The organism is Desulfovibrio sp. ZJ200 (genome assembly GCF_011039095.1).
GTDB lineage: Bacteria > Desulfobacterota > Desulfovibrionia > Desulfovibrionales > Desulfovibrionaceae > Desulfovibrio.
In genome coordinates this window covers 1-15,770 of sequence record NZ_JAAKEH010000036.1, presented here as the reverse complement: position 1 = coordinate 15,770, position 15,770 = coordinate 1, and the positions used below count along the sequence as shown (strand labels likewise).

The following is a 15,770-nucleotide window of genomic DNA, read 5'->3' as shown; positions in this document are numbered from 1 at the left end:
TTCCGCCCGCGCGATCCGGCAGGCTCCCGCCCGCCAGGCTCAGCGCAGATCCAGGCGCGCGCCCTTTGCATCAAAAATGCCGATGCTCAGGGAAATATAGCGTTCGGCAAGGGTCTGCTCGGACAGATCCAGGGAGATGTGGCGAAGATTCTCAAGGCTGAAGCCGGTCAGCCAGCGCCCGGCCTCCAGACCAAGAGCCGCGAGCTGCTCCAGCGGCGTAAAGATCACGGCCGGGCAGGTTTTGTAGAGATAAAGACTGCCGTTGACCAGCACCAGCGGGAACAGGCCGCAGGCCACGGGCCGTTGCGCGTGCGGCAGGCGGCAGCCGTGATTCGTATCGGCCTTGCAGCCGCGCGCGTCCAGATAGGCCGTGTCCGCATTGAGCAGATAAAAGTCCTCGTCAAGATTGGGGCGGAGCTGACTTGGCAGCAGAGCCATGGGAAAGGGGGTGTTGGAATCCTGCGGGCCACAGCAATAGCGGCAATCCTGGCAGTAGGGGTTTTCCAGCCAGTGGCCGCGCCATTGCAGCGGGCGAGGGCGTGGAAAACGCTCGCGCCAGAGTTCAAGATAATGCCAGAAGCCTTTCTGCATGCTCATATCCTTCCATGACGTTATAAACAACGGCCTGCAACATTCGCCCGGCTGCATTGTGCAGTGCGCCGCACGTCTTTCGCTTATCCCCAATGCGCAAGACATGTCAAATATGAAGAAGGCGGCAATGTTACTGCAAATGCAGCGCGTTCTACACATTGAACAAAAAGTGCATCACGTCGCCATCCCGCACCACATAGTCCTTGCCTTCCACCCGCAGCACGCCATCAGCGCGGCATGCTGCTTCGTTTTCATGGCTCATGTACTCCTCGAAGGAGATGACTTCGGCTCTGATGAAGCCGCGCTCAAAATCCGTATGAATCACACCCGCGGCCTGGGGGGCTTTCCACCCCTGGCGAATGGTCCAGGCGCGCACTTCATCCGGCCCGGCAGTAAAATAGCTGCACAGGCCCAACGTGGCGTAACCGGTATGAATGATCCGCGCCAGCCCGCTTTCCGTAATGCCGTAGGAAGTTAGCATTTCCGCTTGTTCCTCGTCAGACAAACCTTGAAGTTCTTCTTCAAGTTTGGCGCAAATGCAGGTGAAGCCCGCCCGGCGTTGCCCGGCCAGGGCGCGCACTTCTTCCAGATGGGCGTTGCCGTGGGCCAGGGCGGCCTCGTCCACATTGGCGCAATAGATCACAGGCTTGGCCGTCAGCAAGCCCAGTTCCCGCCAGGAGGTCAAAAAGGCCTCATTGTCGGGCAGGGGAAAAACGCGCGCGGCTTTACCCTCATTGAGATGCGCCAGCAAGTCCTGCATGATTGCGGCCGCGTTTTTGGCGTCTTTGCTGCCCTTGGCCATTTTTTGCAGTTTTTCAAGGCGCTTTTCCACGCTCTGCAAATCGGCCAGCAGAAGCTCAGTCTCAATGGTTTCGATATCGCGCAAAGGGTTCACGTCGCCGTCCACATGCGCGATGTTTTCATCTTCAAAGCAACGCACCACCTCAACAATGGCCGCGCATTCGCGAATATTGGCCAAAAACTGATTGCCCAGCCCTTCGCCCTTGCTCGCGCCGCGCACCAGGCCTGCAATATCAATAAAGTCCACGCTGGCGTAGATGGTTTTTTGCGGCCTGGCCTTGGCCGAAAGCGCGTCCACGCGCGCGTCCGGCACAGCCACGGTGGCTTTGTTGGGCTCAATGGTGCAAAAAGGGTAATTGGCGGCCTGGGCGTTCTGGGCTTTGGTCAATGCGTTGAACAGGGTGGATTTGCCTACATTGGGCAAGCCCACAATACCGATGCTGAGCGCCATGACGACTCCTTGAATGTATGACGTATGTTGATATGCGAAATCTTCGCATGCCTCGGAGCGTTAAAGCATTTTCAGAATGAAATGTCGAGAATGCGATCCGGGCGCGGCAGGGCTGACACATCGTATGCGGCCGCCAATGTAAAGCCCCGCACAGGGTTCGCAAGTGGCGTCTTTTGATGGGCAAAAAGACGCCGCTGCGAACCTGGAGCGGGGCAGTCGATACCCTTTCGGTTCGCGCCTGCCGCCAGAGGCGGCAAGACGCTGCGACAATCACTGCAAGCGGGTGTATACCGTAGGCATGTAACCGCTGCCGGGGAGCGGATCCTCAAGCAGGGGCAGCAGATCATCGGTAATGGGCACTGTGGCCGTGCCCTTGGCCAGCACTTCATTGCTGGTGGTGTGAAGAAGGCTGATGCTGAACCGCACCTGCTCGCTGCTGACCACATAGGTTCCGGCCAGCACGGCCTGGCTTGTGCCCACGGTTCTGGCGAGCTTGCGCACGTTGCGGGTCAGGATGAATTCGCCCGTGCGCCTGTCAAAGCGTATATAACGCCCTTTGCGCAATTCCTGATAGCGATAGCCGGCGTTGATCAGCCAACGGGAAATTTCTTCCGTCATCTGGCGGCCCAGGGGGGAGGATTTTTCCAGATTGTTCAAATTGGCCGGGGTGGTGCCCATGATCATGATCCTGGCCCGGGCCAGGGCGGCGCTTTGCTTTTTGTCGATGTCCGGATCATTGCCCGCATAGCGCATCATCAGTTGCGCATCCAGTTGCTCGGCAATGCTGTTGGCCGCTTTGGGCACGGTGCCTATGGCCGCGGCGGTCAGCGGAAAAAGCAGGGCGGCAAAAACCAGAATAACGACAATAAAACGGCTCATGTCAGACCTCAGCGCATGGTGCGCAACAGAAGTTCAACTCCGCCCAGCTCGTGTTTGATCACGGCCAGAGCTTCACTCGACTGGCAGGTGGAAAGCGCCTGGGCATACGATTGGCGCGCCAGCTCATAGCGGCCCTGTGCTCTGTATGCGCGGGCCTGCTCCAGATATTGGGCGCTGATGTCCGGCCCCAGCCTGAGAGGCGGGGCGCTTGGGACCTGTTCCTCGTGAGCGGAAAGCGATTGGGCCGGGAGGGGAGAAAAAAGGATCGGCAGTATCCAGAGCATGAGAGAAAAAACAAGTGCGTATCGCATGGCTGTTCCGGCATTATTTGCCTTGCTTGATGGGTATGCTGCCGCTGCTGATGGAGCTTGCGGGCGTATACAATGAAGGATACAGGCCTTGCCGTTGCCTGGCCGGCGTAACGGCGGCCGGTTTCACGGCGACGGCCCTGGGAGTCACCGGGTCGGATTTGCCCATGCGCGCGATGATCGGCGTGTTGACCAGCACAAGCTGGCCGGTGCGCAGCACCAGGCCGTCATCGGCGCGCACCAGCCGGGCATTGACGAAAGTGGCGTCCTTGTCGACATAATAGGTGCCCACGACCAGGGCAGCCCATTTCTGGCCCTGGGTGGATACGAGCTGACTGGCCGCCAAGGCCAGATCGTCGCGACCGCCCGCCACCGAGATATGGCCGGTCAGGCGGTATTCGCGCGTGGGAAAGCCGCGCTGGTTGAACTCGTAGAACATGGCCTCGCCCAGCAGCCTGCCCAGCGGGGAACTGCGGGAGGTGTTGTTTTGATCCACAAAAGACGTGGGCATGGCCACAAAACCCTGAATTGCGTCATTGGGCATGGTGGCCAGCATCTGATCCGCCAGTTCGCGGCATTTAAGCTTCAGCTCCACAGCGTCCACATATGCGGGATCGTTGGGCGCGGGCGTTGTTGTGCAGCCCGGCAAAAGCGGCAGCAGAAGCGCGCAGAGCAGCAAAAGGCGCAACAGACTGTGCATAGTGACCTCAATCACGGTAGTATTTTTCTTATCGTCGGCGCGGCCCGGAACTTGAGTGTGATTGCCGAAAAAGCCGCATGTTTTTCCCGATCGTTCCCGATAAATATATGCAAGATACGTTCCAGGCGCAGGCTTGGCTTGCGCCCGGAAATAGCTTACAAGGTTTTTTTGCCGTGGAACAGGGCGGCAGAGAGCTGACAGGCAGTTTTTTTGTGGGAGCCGGAGATGCGCAAGACACAAACCCGCGCCATCAGGCTGGGCGGGCTGACCATCGGCGGCGGCGCGCCGGTCATGGTGCAGAGCATGACCAATACCGATACCCGCGACGTTGCGGCAACCCTGGCGCAGATCGCGCGCCTTGCGGAACGCGGCTGCGAAGCCGTGCGCCTGGCCGTGCCGGACGAAACGGCCGCCAGGGCTCTGCCCGCCATCCGCAGCGGCACGTCCCTGCCGCTGATCGCGGACATTCATTTTGATCACCGTCTGGCAATTGCCGCACTGGAGGCAGGGCTCGAAGGCCTGCGCATCAACCCCGGCAATATTGGCCCGAAAGCGCATGTGGATAGAGTGGTGGATGCCGCCAAAGCCCACAAGGCGGTGATCCGTGTGGGCGTCAACTCCGGCTCTCTGGAAAAGCGCCTGCTCCAGGAGTATGGAGGGCCTTGCCCCAAGGCCCTGGTGCAAAGCGCCCTGGGGCATGTGCGTCTGCTGGAGGGCCGGGGTTTTTACGACATCAAGATTTCGCTCAAATCCTCTTCGGTCCCGGATACCATAGTGGCATACCGCTTGCTGTCCGAGGCCTGCGACTATCCCCTGCATATCGGCATCACGGAAGCGGGCGGCCTTGTGCGCGGCGCGGTCAAATCTTCCGTAGGCATCGGGATTTTGCTGCACCAGGGCATCGGCGACACCATGCGGGTTTCGTTGACCGCCGATCCGACCGAAGAGGTCAGTGTGGCCTGGGAAATTTTGCGCGCGCTGGGCTTGCGCTCGCGCGGGCCGGAAATCATTTCCTGCCCCACCTGCGGCCGCACGGAAATCGATCTCTTCAGCCTGGCCCGCGCCGTGGAGGATCGACTGGCCGGGTCCACCGCAGACATCAAGGTCGCGGTCATGGGTTGCGTGGTCAACGGCCCGGGCGAGGCGCGCGAGGCGGATCTGGGCCTGGCCGGAGGCCGGGACAAAGGCATCATCTTCCGCAAGGGCAAAGTCATCCGCTCGATCAGAGGCCAGGAGGCCCTGCTCGCTGCCTTTATGGAAGAGCTGCAAAGACTGTTGGATGAAAAAGGCGGCCTTTAGAGCGTTTTGCTAATGAAATTAGCTAAACGCTCTGGCGACAGCGTTAGCTGGCGCCCGCGCCGAATGAGCGTCCAGACCGCGCTCTGGGCGCGAAATGATGGCAGCGAAGTGATTGAAAATGGATATTTTCAATCAAAAAATTCTTTAGACCGGATAAGCTTTGAAACTTTACAAATTTCAACGTTGTCATGCCGTGGAACAGCGTGGTTTTTCACGGAATGCGCTCCGGTCGTTGCGGCTTGCTCACGCCGTTGCGCCGCGCGGTAAAACTTCATGTAAAGGATGCAAAATCCATGCGCTTCAGCTCCTGTTACATTCCCACGCTCAAGGAATCCCCGGCAGACGCCGAGGTGATCAGTCACAAGCTTTTGCTGCGCGCCGGCATGGTGCGCCGACTCACCTCCGGGCTTTATATTTATCTGCCCCTGGGCCTCAAGGTCATGGAAAAAATCGCCGGGATCGTGCGCGAAGAGATGAACGCGGCCGGTTTTCAGGAATTGCTCATGCCCATGGTTCAGCCCGGGGATCTCTGGAAAGAGACCGGCCGGTGGGAGCACTACGGCAAGGAGCTTTTGCGCTTTAAAGATCGCAATGAGCGCGAGTATTGCCTGGGCCCCACGCATGAGGAAGTGATCACGGATCTGGTGCGCGGCGAAGTGCGTTCCTACCGGCAACTGCCGGTGCGTCTCTACCAGATCCAGAGCAAGTTCCGCGATGAAATCCGCCCCCGCTTCGGCCTGATGCGCGGCCGCGAATTCATGATGAAGGACGCGTATTCCTTTGACGCCGACAGCGCGGGCGCGGAGCAGAGCTACAAACTGATGTACGACGCCTATACCCGCATTTTCAGCCGCCTGGGCCTCAGGTTCAGGGCCGTTGAAGCCGATACCGGCTCCATCGGAGGCAATTTCTCCCATGAGTTCATGGTCCTGGCCGATACCGGCGAGGACACCATCGCCTTCTGCCATAACTGCGATTACGCGGCCAACGTGGAGCGCGCTGAAGTGACCTGGCAGGGCGAAGCATGCGCCGCCGCCTGCCCGCCTTGCGAAAAAGTCGCTACCCCGGGTGCGCACAGCGTGGAAGAAGTGGCAAACATGCTGCATGCGCCTGCCGCGAGCATCGTCAAAACCATGCTCTTGACTGTGGACGGCAAAACCGTTGCCGTGCTGGTGCGCGGCGACCGCGAGGTCAATGCCGTCAAGCTCAAGAATCTGCTCAAGGCGCAGGATGCGGAACTGGCCGGGGCCGCCGTGGTGGAAGGCCTGACCCATGCGCCGGTGGGCTTTGCAGGCCCCATTGGCCTGTCCGTGCCCGTGTACGCGGATTTTGAATTGCAGGGGGGCACGGATTACATTGTCGGGGCCAACGCCGCTGACGCCCATTTCAGGCATGTGGACCTGCGCCGCGACGCAACAATCACGGCCTGGGCGGATCTGCGCGCCATCACCCCGGAGGATGTCTGCCCGCGTTGCGGCGGCCGCATTGAACTTACCAGGGGTATTGAGGTGGGGCACATCTTCATGCTGGGCCTTAAATACAGTGAGGCCATGCATGCGGCCTTTCTGGATGAAACCGGGAAGGAAAAACTAATGATCATGGGTTGTTACGGTATTGGCGTCTCGCGCGTGGCCGCTGCCGCCATTGAACAGAACCATGATCAAAACGGCATTGTGTTCCCGCCGCCGCTGGCTCCCTTTACCTGCATTCTGCTCAATCTTGATCCGCGCAACGCCGAAGTCAACGCCAGGGCTGAAGCAATCTACGCCTTGCTTCGGGAAATGGACGTCGATGTCTTGCTGGACGACCGGGATGAGAGGCCGGGGGTCAAATTCAAGGATGCCGACCTCCTGGGCGTGCCCATGCAGTTGGTTGTGGGCGGCAAAGGCCTCGCGCGCGGCATTGTGGAATGCAAGGATCGCCGCAGCGGCGAAAAAGGGGAGCTTTCCGTGGAAAACCTGGCCCGGGATTTTTCGGCCTGGGCCGCGGCGGTGCGCAACGGCTGGGAAAAGCAGCAGGGGCCTGAGCGATCCGGCCCTGCGCTTTGAGCCTCTGCCGGAGCCGCTGAACTATGCGGGACGGCATTCTGACGGTCCGGGAGCTCACGGAGCTCTTGCGTAAAAGCCTGGAAGCGCGCTTTCCTTTTGTCTGGGTGCGCGGCGAGGTGAGCAATCTCTCGCGTCCCGGTTCCGGGCATATCTATTTCAGCCTCAAGGATCAGGACGCGCAGTTGCAGTGCGTCTGGTTCAGGTCCCAGCAGCGAGAGCCTGACCAGGGGAGGCAGTTTGATCCGCTTACCGGCGAGGTTTTCGACAAACCCCGGCCCGCGGCTCAGGAACTTCTGAGTAACGGCCTGGATGTGCTGTGCGCCGGGCGGCTCAGCGTCTATGCGCCGCGCGGCCAGTACCAATTGTTGATTGAACTGATCCAACCCGCGGGCCTGGGCCTGCTGGCCCAGGCTTTTGAAGAGCGCAAGCGAAAGCTGGCCGACCTCGGCTATTTCAGCCGGGAACGCAAACGCCCTTTGCCGCGGGATCCGCAGCGGGTGGCGCTGATCACTTCCCGCACAGGCGCGGCCATTCACGACTTCCTGGAGTTGGCGCAAAGCCGGGGCAGCGGCGCGCAGATTCGACTTTTCCCGGTTCTGGTCCAGGGCGGGGACGCCGCGCCGGAGATTGCGCGGGCCCTGGCCGAAGCCAACGCCCAGGGCTGGGCCCAGGCCATTGTGCTGATCCGGGGCGGCGGCTCTTTGGAGGATCTCTGGGCTTTCAATGAGGAAGAAGTGGCTGCTGCGGTTTTTCAGTCGCGCCTGCCTGTCCTGGCGGGGATCGGGCATGAGGTGGATTTTACCCTTGCGGACATGACCGCGGATCTGCGCGCGTCCACGCCCTCCCATGCCGCCCAGTTGCTCTGGCCCCTGCGCGCCGAGCTTTGGCAGCGCCTGGACGAAGCAAATGCGGCCTTGCAACGGGCCGTGAGCCAGCTTGTGGCGCGGGCGGAGCAAAAACTCAAAGAAAACGAAAACGCCCTGCGCTGGTTTTCGCCCGGCCGCCATCTGGCCCGCCTTGACGAGCGCTTGACAGGGCTTTGCTCCCATCTCCAGCGCGCGGCCGCGTACTGGTTCAATGCAAAAAAACAGGCTTGGGAGCACCTTGAGCAATGCCGCCGGAACAGCTTCACTACGGAAAACCTGGCCATGCGCAATGCGCGTTTGGAAGTGCTGACTTCAACGCTGCGCGCGGCTCTGCCGCGCCGGATCATGGATGCGGAGCATGAGCTGGCTTTGGCGCAGAACCGTTTGCAGACGGCGAGCCGCAACCTGCTGGCAGGCCATGAGCGCAGGCTGGAGAGCCTCCAACTGGCGCTGGAAGCCCAAAATCCCCTGACGCCCTTGCGCCGCGGTTATGCGCTGGTGCGTACAAAACAGGGGGATATTCTGCGTTCGGTACGCAGCGCGTCTCCCGGCCTGCCCATTGAGGTGCGCCTCTGCGACGGCCATGTCGACGCGGTGATCAGTGACGTCAAGCCTGAGAAAAAAAGGCTTTCGGATCAACAGGATGGTTTGCATGAGGCATGATAAACTATTTCGGATACTCCCCATACTGATTGCGTGTCTTCTGACCCATGTCTGCGCAGTGGCGGGCGTGCGTCTGGAGGCTCCGGCCAGGGCGGCCCGGGGCGATGCCTTTCTGGCGCTGGCTGCCGCCGATCAGCCTGCCACATGCTTTACGTTTCACTGGCGGGGCAAGTCTTACAAAGCTGCGGCGCAGCGCGCGGCGGATGCGGGCGGGCAATGGCAGGCGGTTATTCTGTTGCCTGTGCCCCTGGATGAAAAAGCGCAACGGCTTGAGCTTGCCGTAACGTCCGGGCGCGAGGGGCCGGGGTCGCGCGCTTCCGACGGCGTGGCAAAAGCGCGCATGGCTATTGCGCTGTATGACAGAGAGCGGCCGGTACAAAAGCTTACGGTGGACAAAAAGTACGTCAATCCACCTGCCGCGCAGCAGGAGCGGATCAAAAAGGATCGCGAAAAAGTGCGCCGGATTCTCTCCGTCTATCTGCCGGAACGGTACTGGACGCTGCCCTTTGAGCGCCCTGTGCCGGGCGGCGTCTCCAGCCTGTTCGGCATGAAGCGCGTTTTCAACGGCCAACCGCGCAGCGTGCACCGCGGGCTGGATTTGCGCGGCGCGCAGGGCACGCCCATCCGGGCATGCGCGGACGGCGAAGTGGCCCTGGCGGATAATTTGTATTTTTCCGGCAATGCGGTGTATATCAATCACGGGGAAGGGGTCTTCAGCGCCTATCTGCATATGTCGGAGAGCAACGTCAAAGCCGGCGAGCGCGTGCGCAAAGGCCAGGTTGTCGGCCTGGTGGGCGCAACCGGGCGCGTGACCGGCCCGCATCTGCATCTTTCTCTCATTGTGCAGGGGCAATCCGTGGATCCGCAGCCCTTTCTGGCTGCTCCGGTCGCAGGGGCAAAGCCCGGGGCGGCTGACATTTCCTCCGGCAATGCCCGCTGAATTCGGGAGACAAAGCCATGAGCCCCACGAAAGCTAATCTTTTTGAAGTAAAAATGGCCCGCTTGCAGGAAATCGTCAGCGCCCTGGAATCCGGCGATCTGCCGCTTGAAAAAGGCATGGCCCTGTATAAGGAAGGCGCGGAATGTTCGCGCTTTTGCCGCAAGCAATTGGAAAAGGCCCGCCACGAGCTTTCTCTCTGGCAGGACGGCGAGCTGAAATCTCTTGAAGTCGTAAACGATCTGCCCGGCGGGGCAGAGGAGAAGGCGGATCAATCATGATGCCCATGCCGGAAATGAAGACCCTGCTGCAAAGCCGGGGCAAAGAAGTGGAGGCTTTTCTCGCCACCTGTCTGGACAATCGCCCCCTGCCCCCGCGACTCAAGGAGTCCATGCTCTATAGTTTGCAGGCTGGCGGCAAGCGGCTCAGGCCGGTTCTTTGCATGAGTTGCGCGGCCCTCTGCGGCCTTGCGCCGGAAAAAGTGCTGCCTTTTGCTTCGGCCATTGAAATGATCCACACCTACTCTCTGATTCATGACGATCTTCCGGCCATGGACGATGATGATCTGCGCCGGGGCAAGCCTTCCAACCACAAGGCTTTTGACGAGGCTACGGCCATCCTGGCCGGAGACGGCCTGCTTACGGATGCTTTTGAGATCATGTGTCGCACGCCCCTTGCCCCGGGCGCGGTGCTCAAAGCCGTGGCCGAGCTGGCTCTGGCCGCGGGATCTTCGGGCATGGTGGGCGGCCAGGAATGGGACATGATCTATACCGGCCGGCCCGGGATCGGCCTTGAGGAGTTGCGCAGCATGCAGGCCATGAAAACCGGCGCCTTATTGCGAGCCTCATGTGTTTGTGGAGCCCTGCTGGCCAAAGCGGACGACGCGGCCGTGCGCGCCATAAGCGATTTCGGCGCCTCCCTGGGCCTGGCCTTTCAGATTGCCGACGATATTCTGGATGTGGTTGCGGACACGGCCACATTGGGCAAACCCGCGGGCAGCGACGCGACGCAGGGGAAAAACACCTATCCTTCCCTTCTGGGCCTGGAAGAGAGCCGCAAGCTGGCCCGGGAGCAGGCTGAAAGCGCCAGGGCGGCCCTGACGGCTTTTACAGGAGTTGAGGCGGATTTTCTGCGCGCTCTGGCCGATTACACAGTAAACCGGGCGGCCTGAAATGGCGCAAACCGCAGAAAAAACGATTCTGGACGGCATCACAAAGCCCGGGCAAGTGGCCGCGCTCTCCGAGGCTGAACTGGAGCAACTGGCGAGCGAAGTGCGCGCGCGCATCATTGACGTGGTTTCGCGCAACGGAGGGCATCTGGCGCCTTCCCTGGGCGCGGTCGAGTTGACCCTGGCCCTGCTTTCCACATTCAATCTGGACAACGACAAACTGATCTGGGATGTGGGGCATCAGTCCTATGCCTTCAAGCTTCTGACCGGCAGGGCGGATCGTTTCGACAGTTTGCGCACCCTGGGCGGGTTGTCGGGTTTTCCCCGCATGGCGGAAAGCCCCTATGATCACTTTGGGGTGGGGCATTCTTCCACATCCATTTCCGCGGCCCTGGGCATGGCCCTGGCGCGCGATCTTTCCGGCCTGCATCATCATGTGCTGGCAATTATCGGCGACGGTTCGCTGACCGCGGGCGAAGCTTTTGAAGGGCTCAACCTTGCCGGGCATATGGGGCGGCGGCTCATTGTGGTGCTCAATGACAATGAGATGTCCATTTCGTCCAATGTGGGCGCGCTCTCGCTTTTTTTGAGCCGCACGCTTTCGCGGCGCTGGGTGCGCCAGACCCGCAAGGAAGTGCTCAAGTTTCTGCGCTCCATACCGCGCATCGGGCAAAAGCTGGCTCTGTACGCCATGCGCGGCGAGTGGAGCTTCAAGTCCTTTTTCACGCCGGGCATGCTTTTCGAGGCCTTCCGCTTTACCTACATCGGCCCGGTGGATGGGCACGATATTCCGGCTCTGCGGCGGCATTTGCAAATGGCGGCCGCCGTGGAGGACGGCCCTGTGCTCTTGCATGTGCGCACCCGCAAGGGCAAGGGCTACGCCCCGGCGGAAAAAGATCCCACGCAGTTCCACGGCGTGGGCCACTTCGAGCCCGATACCGGGATGCTGATCCCTTCCGGCGGCAAGGCGCCTTCGTTTACTTCGGTTTTCGGCGACACCCTTTTGCAGCTGGCCGAAAAGGACGAAAAGATCATTGCGATCACCGCGGCCATGCCTGAAGGCACAGGGACAGGCAGCTTCAGGGAACGCTTCCCGGATCGCTTTGTGGACGTGGGCATCTGCGAACAGCATGCGGTCACCTTTGCCGCGGGCCTGGCCAGCCAGGGATACCGGCCGGCTCTGGCCATTTATTCGACATTTCTGCAGCGCGCCTATGATCAGGTCGTCCATGACGTGTGTCTGCAAAATCTGCCTGTGACCTTTTGCGTGGACAGAGCGGGCCTGGTCGGCGAGGACGGAGCCACGCACCACGGCGTTTTCGACATTGCCTATTTGCGGCATATTCCGCACATTCGCCTGCTTGCGCCACGGGACGAAGATATGCTGCGGCACTGCCTGCGCACGGCTCTGGGCGGCAAAGAGCCCTGCGCCCTGCGCTATCCCCGCGGCGCCGGCTTCGGCGTGCCGCTGACGGGCGAGCCGCGCCTGCTCGCGCCGGGCGTTGGCGAAATCTTGCGCCAGGGCGAGAAAATAGCCGTCATTGCCGTGGGCAATCGCGCGCATCCGGCCCTGGAAGCCGCGGCTCTCACAGAAAAAGAACTGGGCTTCAGCCCCCTGGTTTTTGACCCTGTCTGGCTCAAGCCCCTGCCCGAAGAGCAACTGGCCGATCTTGCACGCCGTTTTGATCGTCTGCTGATTGTGGAAGAAGGCGTCCTGGCGGGTGGTTTTTCTTCAGCGGTGCTGGAATTTTTGAATGACAACAGCCTGTTGCGCGGGCAACATATTCGACGTCTGGGCCTGCCCGACAGTTTTGTGGAACACGGCAAACAGGTGGAGTTGCGTGAGCTGGCAGGTCTGCGCGCTCAAGGCATTGCCAAGGCCATCAGGGAATTGGCTCACCGCGCATGAGCTTTGTGGCCCTGGAGCAATCTCAAGGTTACTCTGCTCTGGCGGCTGTTCTAGAGCAATTTCACTTTGAAAATGCTCTGCTGACGCGAAAGCGGCAGCCGCCGCAACGCGGCGTACATTCAGGCGAAAACCGCGTTTTTCGCCTGAATGCCACCTTTGACTTTCATAAAAAGTCAAAGGTAATCTGCTCTAGAGCATTTTGCTTTTGAAATTATTCAATTTCAAAAGCGGCGCTGCCATCATTTCGCGTCCAGAACGCGGTCTGGACGCTCATTCGGCGCGGGCGTCCGCTCCCGCGGCCGCCAGAGCAATTTCAAAGTGAAATTGCTCCAGCTAAACGCTCTATTCAAAAAGAAGCCGCAGAAGGGCGCATGTGCCTATGCCCAGAAAGGTCAACAGCAGCGAACCGCACACATGCAGAACAACCGCGCTTGCGGCCCAGAACAATCTGCCTTGCTGGATCAGGCTGACTACTTCCGCTGAAAACGTGGAAAATGTGGTCAGCGCGCCCAAAAAGCCGGTGATTATCAGCAGACGCCATTCCGCGCCGATGGAAGGAAGAAGGGCGAATATGCCGACCGCAAGCCCGATGCAATAGCCCCCGAGCAGATTTGCCGCCAGAGTGCCTAAAGGCAATGCGGGAAAAAGGGGATTCAGCGCAAGACTCAGCAGCCAGCGCAGCAACGCCCCCGCCGAAGCGCCCGCGCAAATGGCGATCACGGATGGAAACATGAGCGGCACGGCTTTGTTACGCCGCCGCGCCCGGGCTCTCCCGCGCACTCTCCGGAGAGACCGGACGCGACCGCGTAGGTTACAGTTTAGAGCATTTTTTGATTGAAAATATTCATTTTCAATCACTTCGCTGCCATCATTTCTCGTCCAGACCGCGGTCTGGACGCTCACTCGGCGCAGGCGAAATTTACTTTCGCCGTGAAGCGCCGGAGCGAACGTTTCAAAAGCACTATGCTCTAATAGACGTTGGGATTAGCCGCGACGAGCACCCAGCAGATGATGCCCACCACAACGCCATAGAGCAGGAAAGGCCAGAAGGTGCGCTTGAGCACTTCGCCTTCACGTCCGGAAAGGCCCACCACCGCGCAGGCCGCCACGATGTTGTGCACGCAGATCATATTGCCCATAGCCCCGCCGACCGCCTGCGCGGCCACGATGATTTGCGTGGGCAGATGCAGCGCGTGGGACATGTTCCACTGGAACTCGCCAAACATCAGGTCGGATACGGTATTGGAGCCGGTAATAAAGGCGCCGAGACCACCCACAAAGGCGGCCAGCATGGGCCAGATGCCGCCGGCGGCCGCGGCCACGGCCTGGGCCAGCGCCAGGGGCATGGACGGAGCGCCCAGGGGGTTGGTGGCGGAGCCCCGGAAGATGGCGACCAGGGCCACGGCGAAAATCAGGGCGATGGTCGGCGCCTTCATCTTGCGGAAGCTTTCGGACCAGGCCGCGGAAACCGCGGAGCCGGGCATTTTGTGCAGCAGCACGGTCAACAGGGCCACCACGATGAAGAAGGTGCCGGGCACATAGAGGTAATCAATGCTGGCGCTCACGCCCTTGAAGCCCAGAATGTCGGTGAAGCTCAGCTTTTGCGCCGAGAGCCAGGCCTTGACGCCCAACTGGGGCACGCGGGAAATGACCAGCAGGGCGCAGATGAGCACATAGGGCAGCCAGGCCATGAACTGACTCATGTGGGGCTGGAACTCGGTCTTGGTGTTCAGGGGCACGGTGCCGGACCAGGTGGGATCCCAGTCGCTGTGCGGCGCGAAGCCCCAGACGTCTTTGGGCACGCAAAAGCCCTTCTTGGTGCCCCAGATCACCACGGCCAGGCCGATCAGGCCGCCGAGCATGCCGGGGAATTCCGGCCCGAGCAGCCACGCGCAGAGCAGGTAGGGAACCAGAAAACAGACCGCGGCGAACACGCAGTATTTCCAGGCGCGAAAACCAATGGACCAGGACTTTTCAGTGCCGAAATAGCGGGTCAGAAAGCCGAGCATGAAAATGGTGATAATGATCGCCATGGGCGCATGCATAAAAGTGGCCCACTCGCCGATGGATTTGATGAAGGTTTCATAGTTGCTGAAGCCAAGATCGGGCTTGGCGGCCACGGCCTCGGCCACCGGGCCCCTCAAAAAGCCGAAGCCCACGATGACAGGCGTGCCCACCGCGCCGAAAGTCACGGGCACGGAATTGAAAACCAGGCAAATCACGGCCGCGGCCATGGCCGGGAAGCCCAGAGCCAGCAGCAGGGGCGCGGCCAGGGCCGCAGGCGTGCCGAAGCCCGCCGCGCCTTCAATGAACGCGCCGAACATGAAGCCAATGATGATGGCCTGAAGACGACGGTCGCGGCTCACATTCTGCATGCCGTACTGGATGGTCTCCATGCCGCCGCTTTTTTCCAGGGTGTATAAAATAAGAATGGCGCCGAAGACAATGATCAACACGCCCACCGCTATGACCACGCCTTGCAGGGAAAGCGCCAAAAGATACATGACATCCAGTTTCCAGCCGATTAGGCCGCATATCACGCAGGCCAGCCAGGCCACGGGCATGGCCCTCGTGGCGGGCCAGCGCAGGCCCACCATCAGTACCAGGGCCACAATGATGGGTATGACCGCCAATAACGCCAGCATTCCAATAGACATGGGCCCTCCTCTGTTTACAGACAAGCCGAGGCGGTTGGCGGCACACGATTACCCGGACGGGCTTTTTCTCGCTCTGACCAGCCTCTTTCTTGCCCTTACAAAACGCACAAAATGACTCCACTACTACTTTTCTGGTACTACCCAAGATACCACAAAAAAGCAAGGGCGCGCCGCGTCTTTTTGCAAACACGGCGCGCCCCCCTGCACTAGGGTCTGTTAACACTTTTTAAGTCCTTCAACAATGAGGGCAAACACAGAATGAAGCCAAGAAATAAGGCGTCAAGCTTGTCATAGCGGGTTGCTATGCACCTGTAGCCCTTCAAGCGTCGAAACAATCTCTCAACTTCATTGCGTTTTTTGTATAACTCCTTGTCATAATTCCAAGGCTTACGCCGCAAGGGATGGGGAGGGACTACTGGCGCATAGCCCAGACGACGACTCAATTGTTGTGTTTCGTTGCCTTCGTAGGCTCTGTCCATAAGGAGACTGCAAG

16 protein-coding genes are annotated in these 15,770 nt (G+C 60.3%); 8 read left to right on the top strand and 8 right to left on the bottom strand.

Annotated elements, in window-relative coordinates:
* Positions 1-39: 39 nt before the first annotated feature.
* From G7Y52_RS10705 to G7Y52_RS10685, 5 genes are all read right to left on the bottom strand, one after another.
* Positions 40-597, bottom strand: a complete 558-nt coding sequence (locus G7Y52_RS10705; protein ID WP_241159711.1) for a hypothetical protein — start codon at positions 595-597, stop codon at positions 40-42.
* Between the two features lie 145 nt (positions 598-742).
* Entirely contained in the window at positions 743-1,843 is a 1,101-nt protein-coding gene (gene ychF / locus G7Y52_RS10700; protein ID WP_165071646.1) for a redox-regulated ATPase YchF, read from the bottom strand.
* 270 nt (positions 1,844-2,113) lie between these two features.
* Entirely contained in the window at positions 2,114-2,722 is a 609-nt protein-coding gene (locus G7Y52_RS10695; RefSeq protein ID WP_165071643.1) for a FlgO family outer membrane protein, read from the bottom strand.
* A gap of 8 nt (positions 2,723-2,730) precedes the next feature.
* Entirely contained in the window at positions 2,731-3,033 is a 303-nt protein-coding gene (locus G7Y52_RS10690) for a hypothetical protein (protein WP_165071641.1), read from the bottom strand.
* Positions 3,034-3,046: 13 nt separating this feature from the next.
* Positions 3,047-3,745: a FlgO family outer membrane protein gene (locus G7Y52_RS10685; protein WP_241159710.1), complete on the bottom strand. Its 699-nt coding sequence runs from the start codon at positions 3,743-3,745 to the stop codon at positions 3,047-3,049.
* 210 nt (positions 3,746-3,955) lie between these two features.
* Here G7Y52_RS10685 and ispG point away from each other — a divergent pair, with 210 nt between their 5' ends.
* The 8 genes from ispG to G7Y52_RS10645 all read left to right on the top strand — a co-directional run bounded on the left by ispG (position 3,956) and on the right by G7Y52_RS10645 (position 12,829).
* The gene (ispG, locus tag G7Y52_RS10680) at positions 3,956-5,029 is read left to right on the top strand and encodes a flavodoxin-dependent (E)-4-hydroxy-3-methylbut-2-enyl-diphosphate synthase (RefSeq protein ID WP_165071617.1); all 1,074 of its coding nucleotides are present in this window, start codon (positions 3,956-3,958) and stop codon (positions 5,027-5,029) included.
* Between the two features lie 293 nt (positions 5,030-5,322).
* The gene (locus G7Y52_RS10675; protein WP_165071613.1) at positions 5,323-7,077 is read left to right on the top strand and encodes a proline--tRNA ligase; all 1,755 of its coding nucleotides are present in this window, start codon (positions 5,323-5,325) and stop codon (positions 7,075-7,077) included.
* Between the two features lie 23 nt (positions 7,078-7,100).
* The gene (xseA, locus tag G7Y52_RS10670; protein WP_165071600.1) at positions 7,101-8,606 is read left to right on the top strand and encodes an exodeoxyribonuclease VII large subunit; all 1,506 of its coding nucleotides are present in this window, start codon (positions 7,101-7,103) and stop codon (positions 8,604-8,606) included.
* The gene (locus G7Y52_RS10665) at positions 8,596-9,546 is read left to right on the top strand and encodes a M23 family metallopeptidase (RefSeq protein ID WP_165071597.1); all 951 of its coding nucleotides are present in this window, start codon (positions 8,596-8,598) and stop codon (positions 9,544-9,546) included. Before xseA ends, G7Y52_RS10665 begins: the two co-directional genes overlap by 11 nt.
* Positions 9,547-9,563: 17 nt before the next feature.
* A complete protein-coding gene (xseB, locus tag G7Y52_RS10660; RefSeq protein WP_165071595.1) occupies positions 9,564-9,824 on the top strand; it encodes an exodeoxyribonuclease VII small subunit in 261 nt (86 codons plus the stop codon).
* Positions 9,821-10,714, top strand: coding sequence for a polyprenyl synthetase family protein (locus tag G7Y52_RS10655; protein ID WP_165071593.1), 894 nt, complete (start codon positions 9,821-9,823; stop codon positions 10,712-10,714). Before xseB ends, G7Y52_RS10655 begins: the two co-directional genes overlap by 4 nt.
* Before the next feature lies 1 nt (position 10,715).
* On the top strand, positions 10,716-12,620 hold the full coding sequence (gene dxs / locus G7Y52_RS10650; protein ID WP_165071591.1) for a 1-deoxy-D-xylulose-5-phosphate synthase: 1,905 nt from the start codon (positions 10,716-10,718) through the stop codon (positions 12,618-12,620).
* Entirely contained in the window at positions 12,617-12,829 is a 213-nt protein-coding gene (locus G7Y52_RS10645) for a hypothetical protein (protein ID WP_165071589.1), read from the top strand. The genes dxs and G7Y52_RS10645 overlap by 4 nt, the downstream gene beginning before the upstream one ends.
* A gap of 133 nt (positions 12,830-12,962) precedes the next feature.
* Here the strand turns inward: G7Y52_RS10645 and crcB are convergent, their stop codons facing one another.
* The 3 genes from crcB to G7Y52_RS10630 all read right to left on the bottom strand — a co-directional run.
* Positions 12,963-13,352 carry a fluoride efflux transporter CrcB gene (gene crcB / locus G7Y52_RS10640; protein ID WP_165071587.1) on the bottom strand — a complete coding sequence of 130 codons (390 nt, stop codon included), beginning with the start codon at positions 13,350-13,352 and terminating at the stop codon, positions 12,963-12,965.
* Between the two features lie 236 nt (positions 13,353-13,588).
* Entirely contained in the window at positions 13,589-15,277 is a 1,689-nt protein-coding gene (locus G7Y52_RS10635) for an L-lactate permease (RefSeq protein WP_165071584.1), read from the bottom strand.
* A 206-nt stretch (positions 15,278-15,483) separates the two neighbouring features.
* The coding region (locus G7Y52_RS10630; RefSeq protein WP_165071582.1) for a transposase at positions 15,484-15,770 on the bottom strand (287 nt) is incomplete at its 5' end.

What these genes read in the sequence shown, in the direction of transcription:
- G7Y52_RS10705 (WP_241159711.1), bottom strand. Translation starts at nt 597, where the DNA reads ATGAGCATGCAGAAAGGCTTCTGGCATTATCTTGAACTCTGGCGCGAG.
- ychF (WP_165071646.1), bottom strand. Translation starts at nt 1,843, where the DNA reads ATGGCGCTCAGCATCGGTATTGTGGGCTTGCCCAATGTAGGCAAATCC.
- G7Y52_RS10695 (WP_165071643.1), bottom strand. Translation starts at nt 2,722, where the DNA reads ATGAGCCGTTTTATTGTCGTTATTCTGGTTTTTGCCGCCCTGCTTTTT.
- G7Y52_RS10690 (WP_165071641.1), bottom strand. Translation starts at nt 3,033, where the DNA reads ATGCGATACGCACTTGTTTTTTCTCTCATGCTCTGGATACTGCCGATC.
- ispG (WP_165071617.1), top strand. Translation starts at nt 3,956, where the DNA reads ATGCGCAAGACACAAACCCGCGCCATCAGGCTGGGCGGGCTGACCATC.
- G7Y52_RS10675 (WP_165071613.1), top strand. Translation starts at nt 5,323, where the DNA reads ATGCGCTTCAGCTCCTGTTACATTCCCACGCTCAAGGAATCCCCGGCA.
- xseA (WP_165071600.1), top strand. Translation starts at nt 7,101, where the DNA reads ATGCGGGACGGCATTCTGACGGTCCGGGAGCTCACGGAGCTCTTGCGT.
- G7Y52_RS10665 (WP_165071597.1), top strand. Translation starts at nt 8,596, where the DNA reads ATGAGGCATGATAAACTATTTCGGATACTCCCCATACTGATTGCGTGT.
- xseB (WP_165071595.1), top strand. Translation starts at nt 9,564, where the DNA reads ATGAGCCCCACGAAAGCTAATCTTTTTGAAGTAAAAATGGCCCGCTTG.
- G7Y52_RS10655 (WP_165071593.1), top strand. Translation starts at nt 9,821, where the DNA reads ATGATGCCCATGCCGGAAATGAAGACCCTGCTGCAAAGCCGGGGCAAA.
- dxs (WP_165071591.1), top strand. Translation starts at nt 10,716, where the DNA reads ATGGCGCAAACCGCAGAAAAAACGATTCTGGACGGCATCACAAAGCCC.
- G7Y52_RS10645 (WP_165071589.1), top strand. Translation starts at nt 12,617, where the DNA reads ATGAGCTTTGTGGCCCTGGAGCAATCTCAAGGTTACTCTGCTCTGGCG.
- crcB (WP_165071587.1), bottom strand. Translation starts at nt 13,352, where the DNA reads ATGTTTCCATCCGTGATCGCCATTTGCGCGGGCGCTTCGGCGGGGGCG.
- G7Y52_RS10635 (WP_165071584.1), bottom strand. Translation starts at nt 15,277, where the DNA reads ATGTCTATTGGAATGCTGGCGTTATTGGCGGTCATACCCATCATTGTG.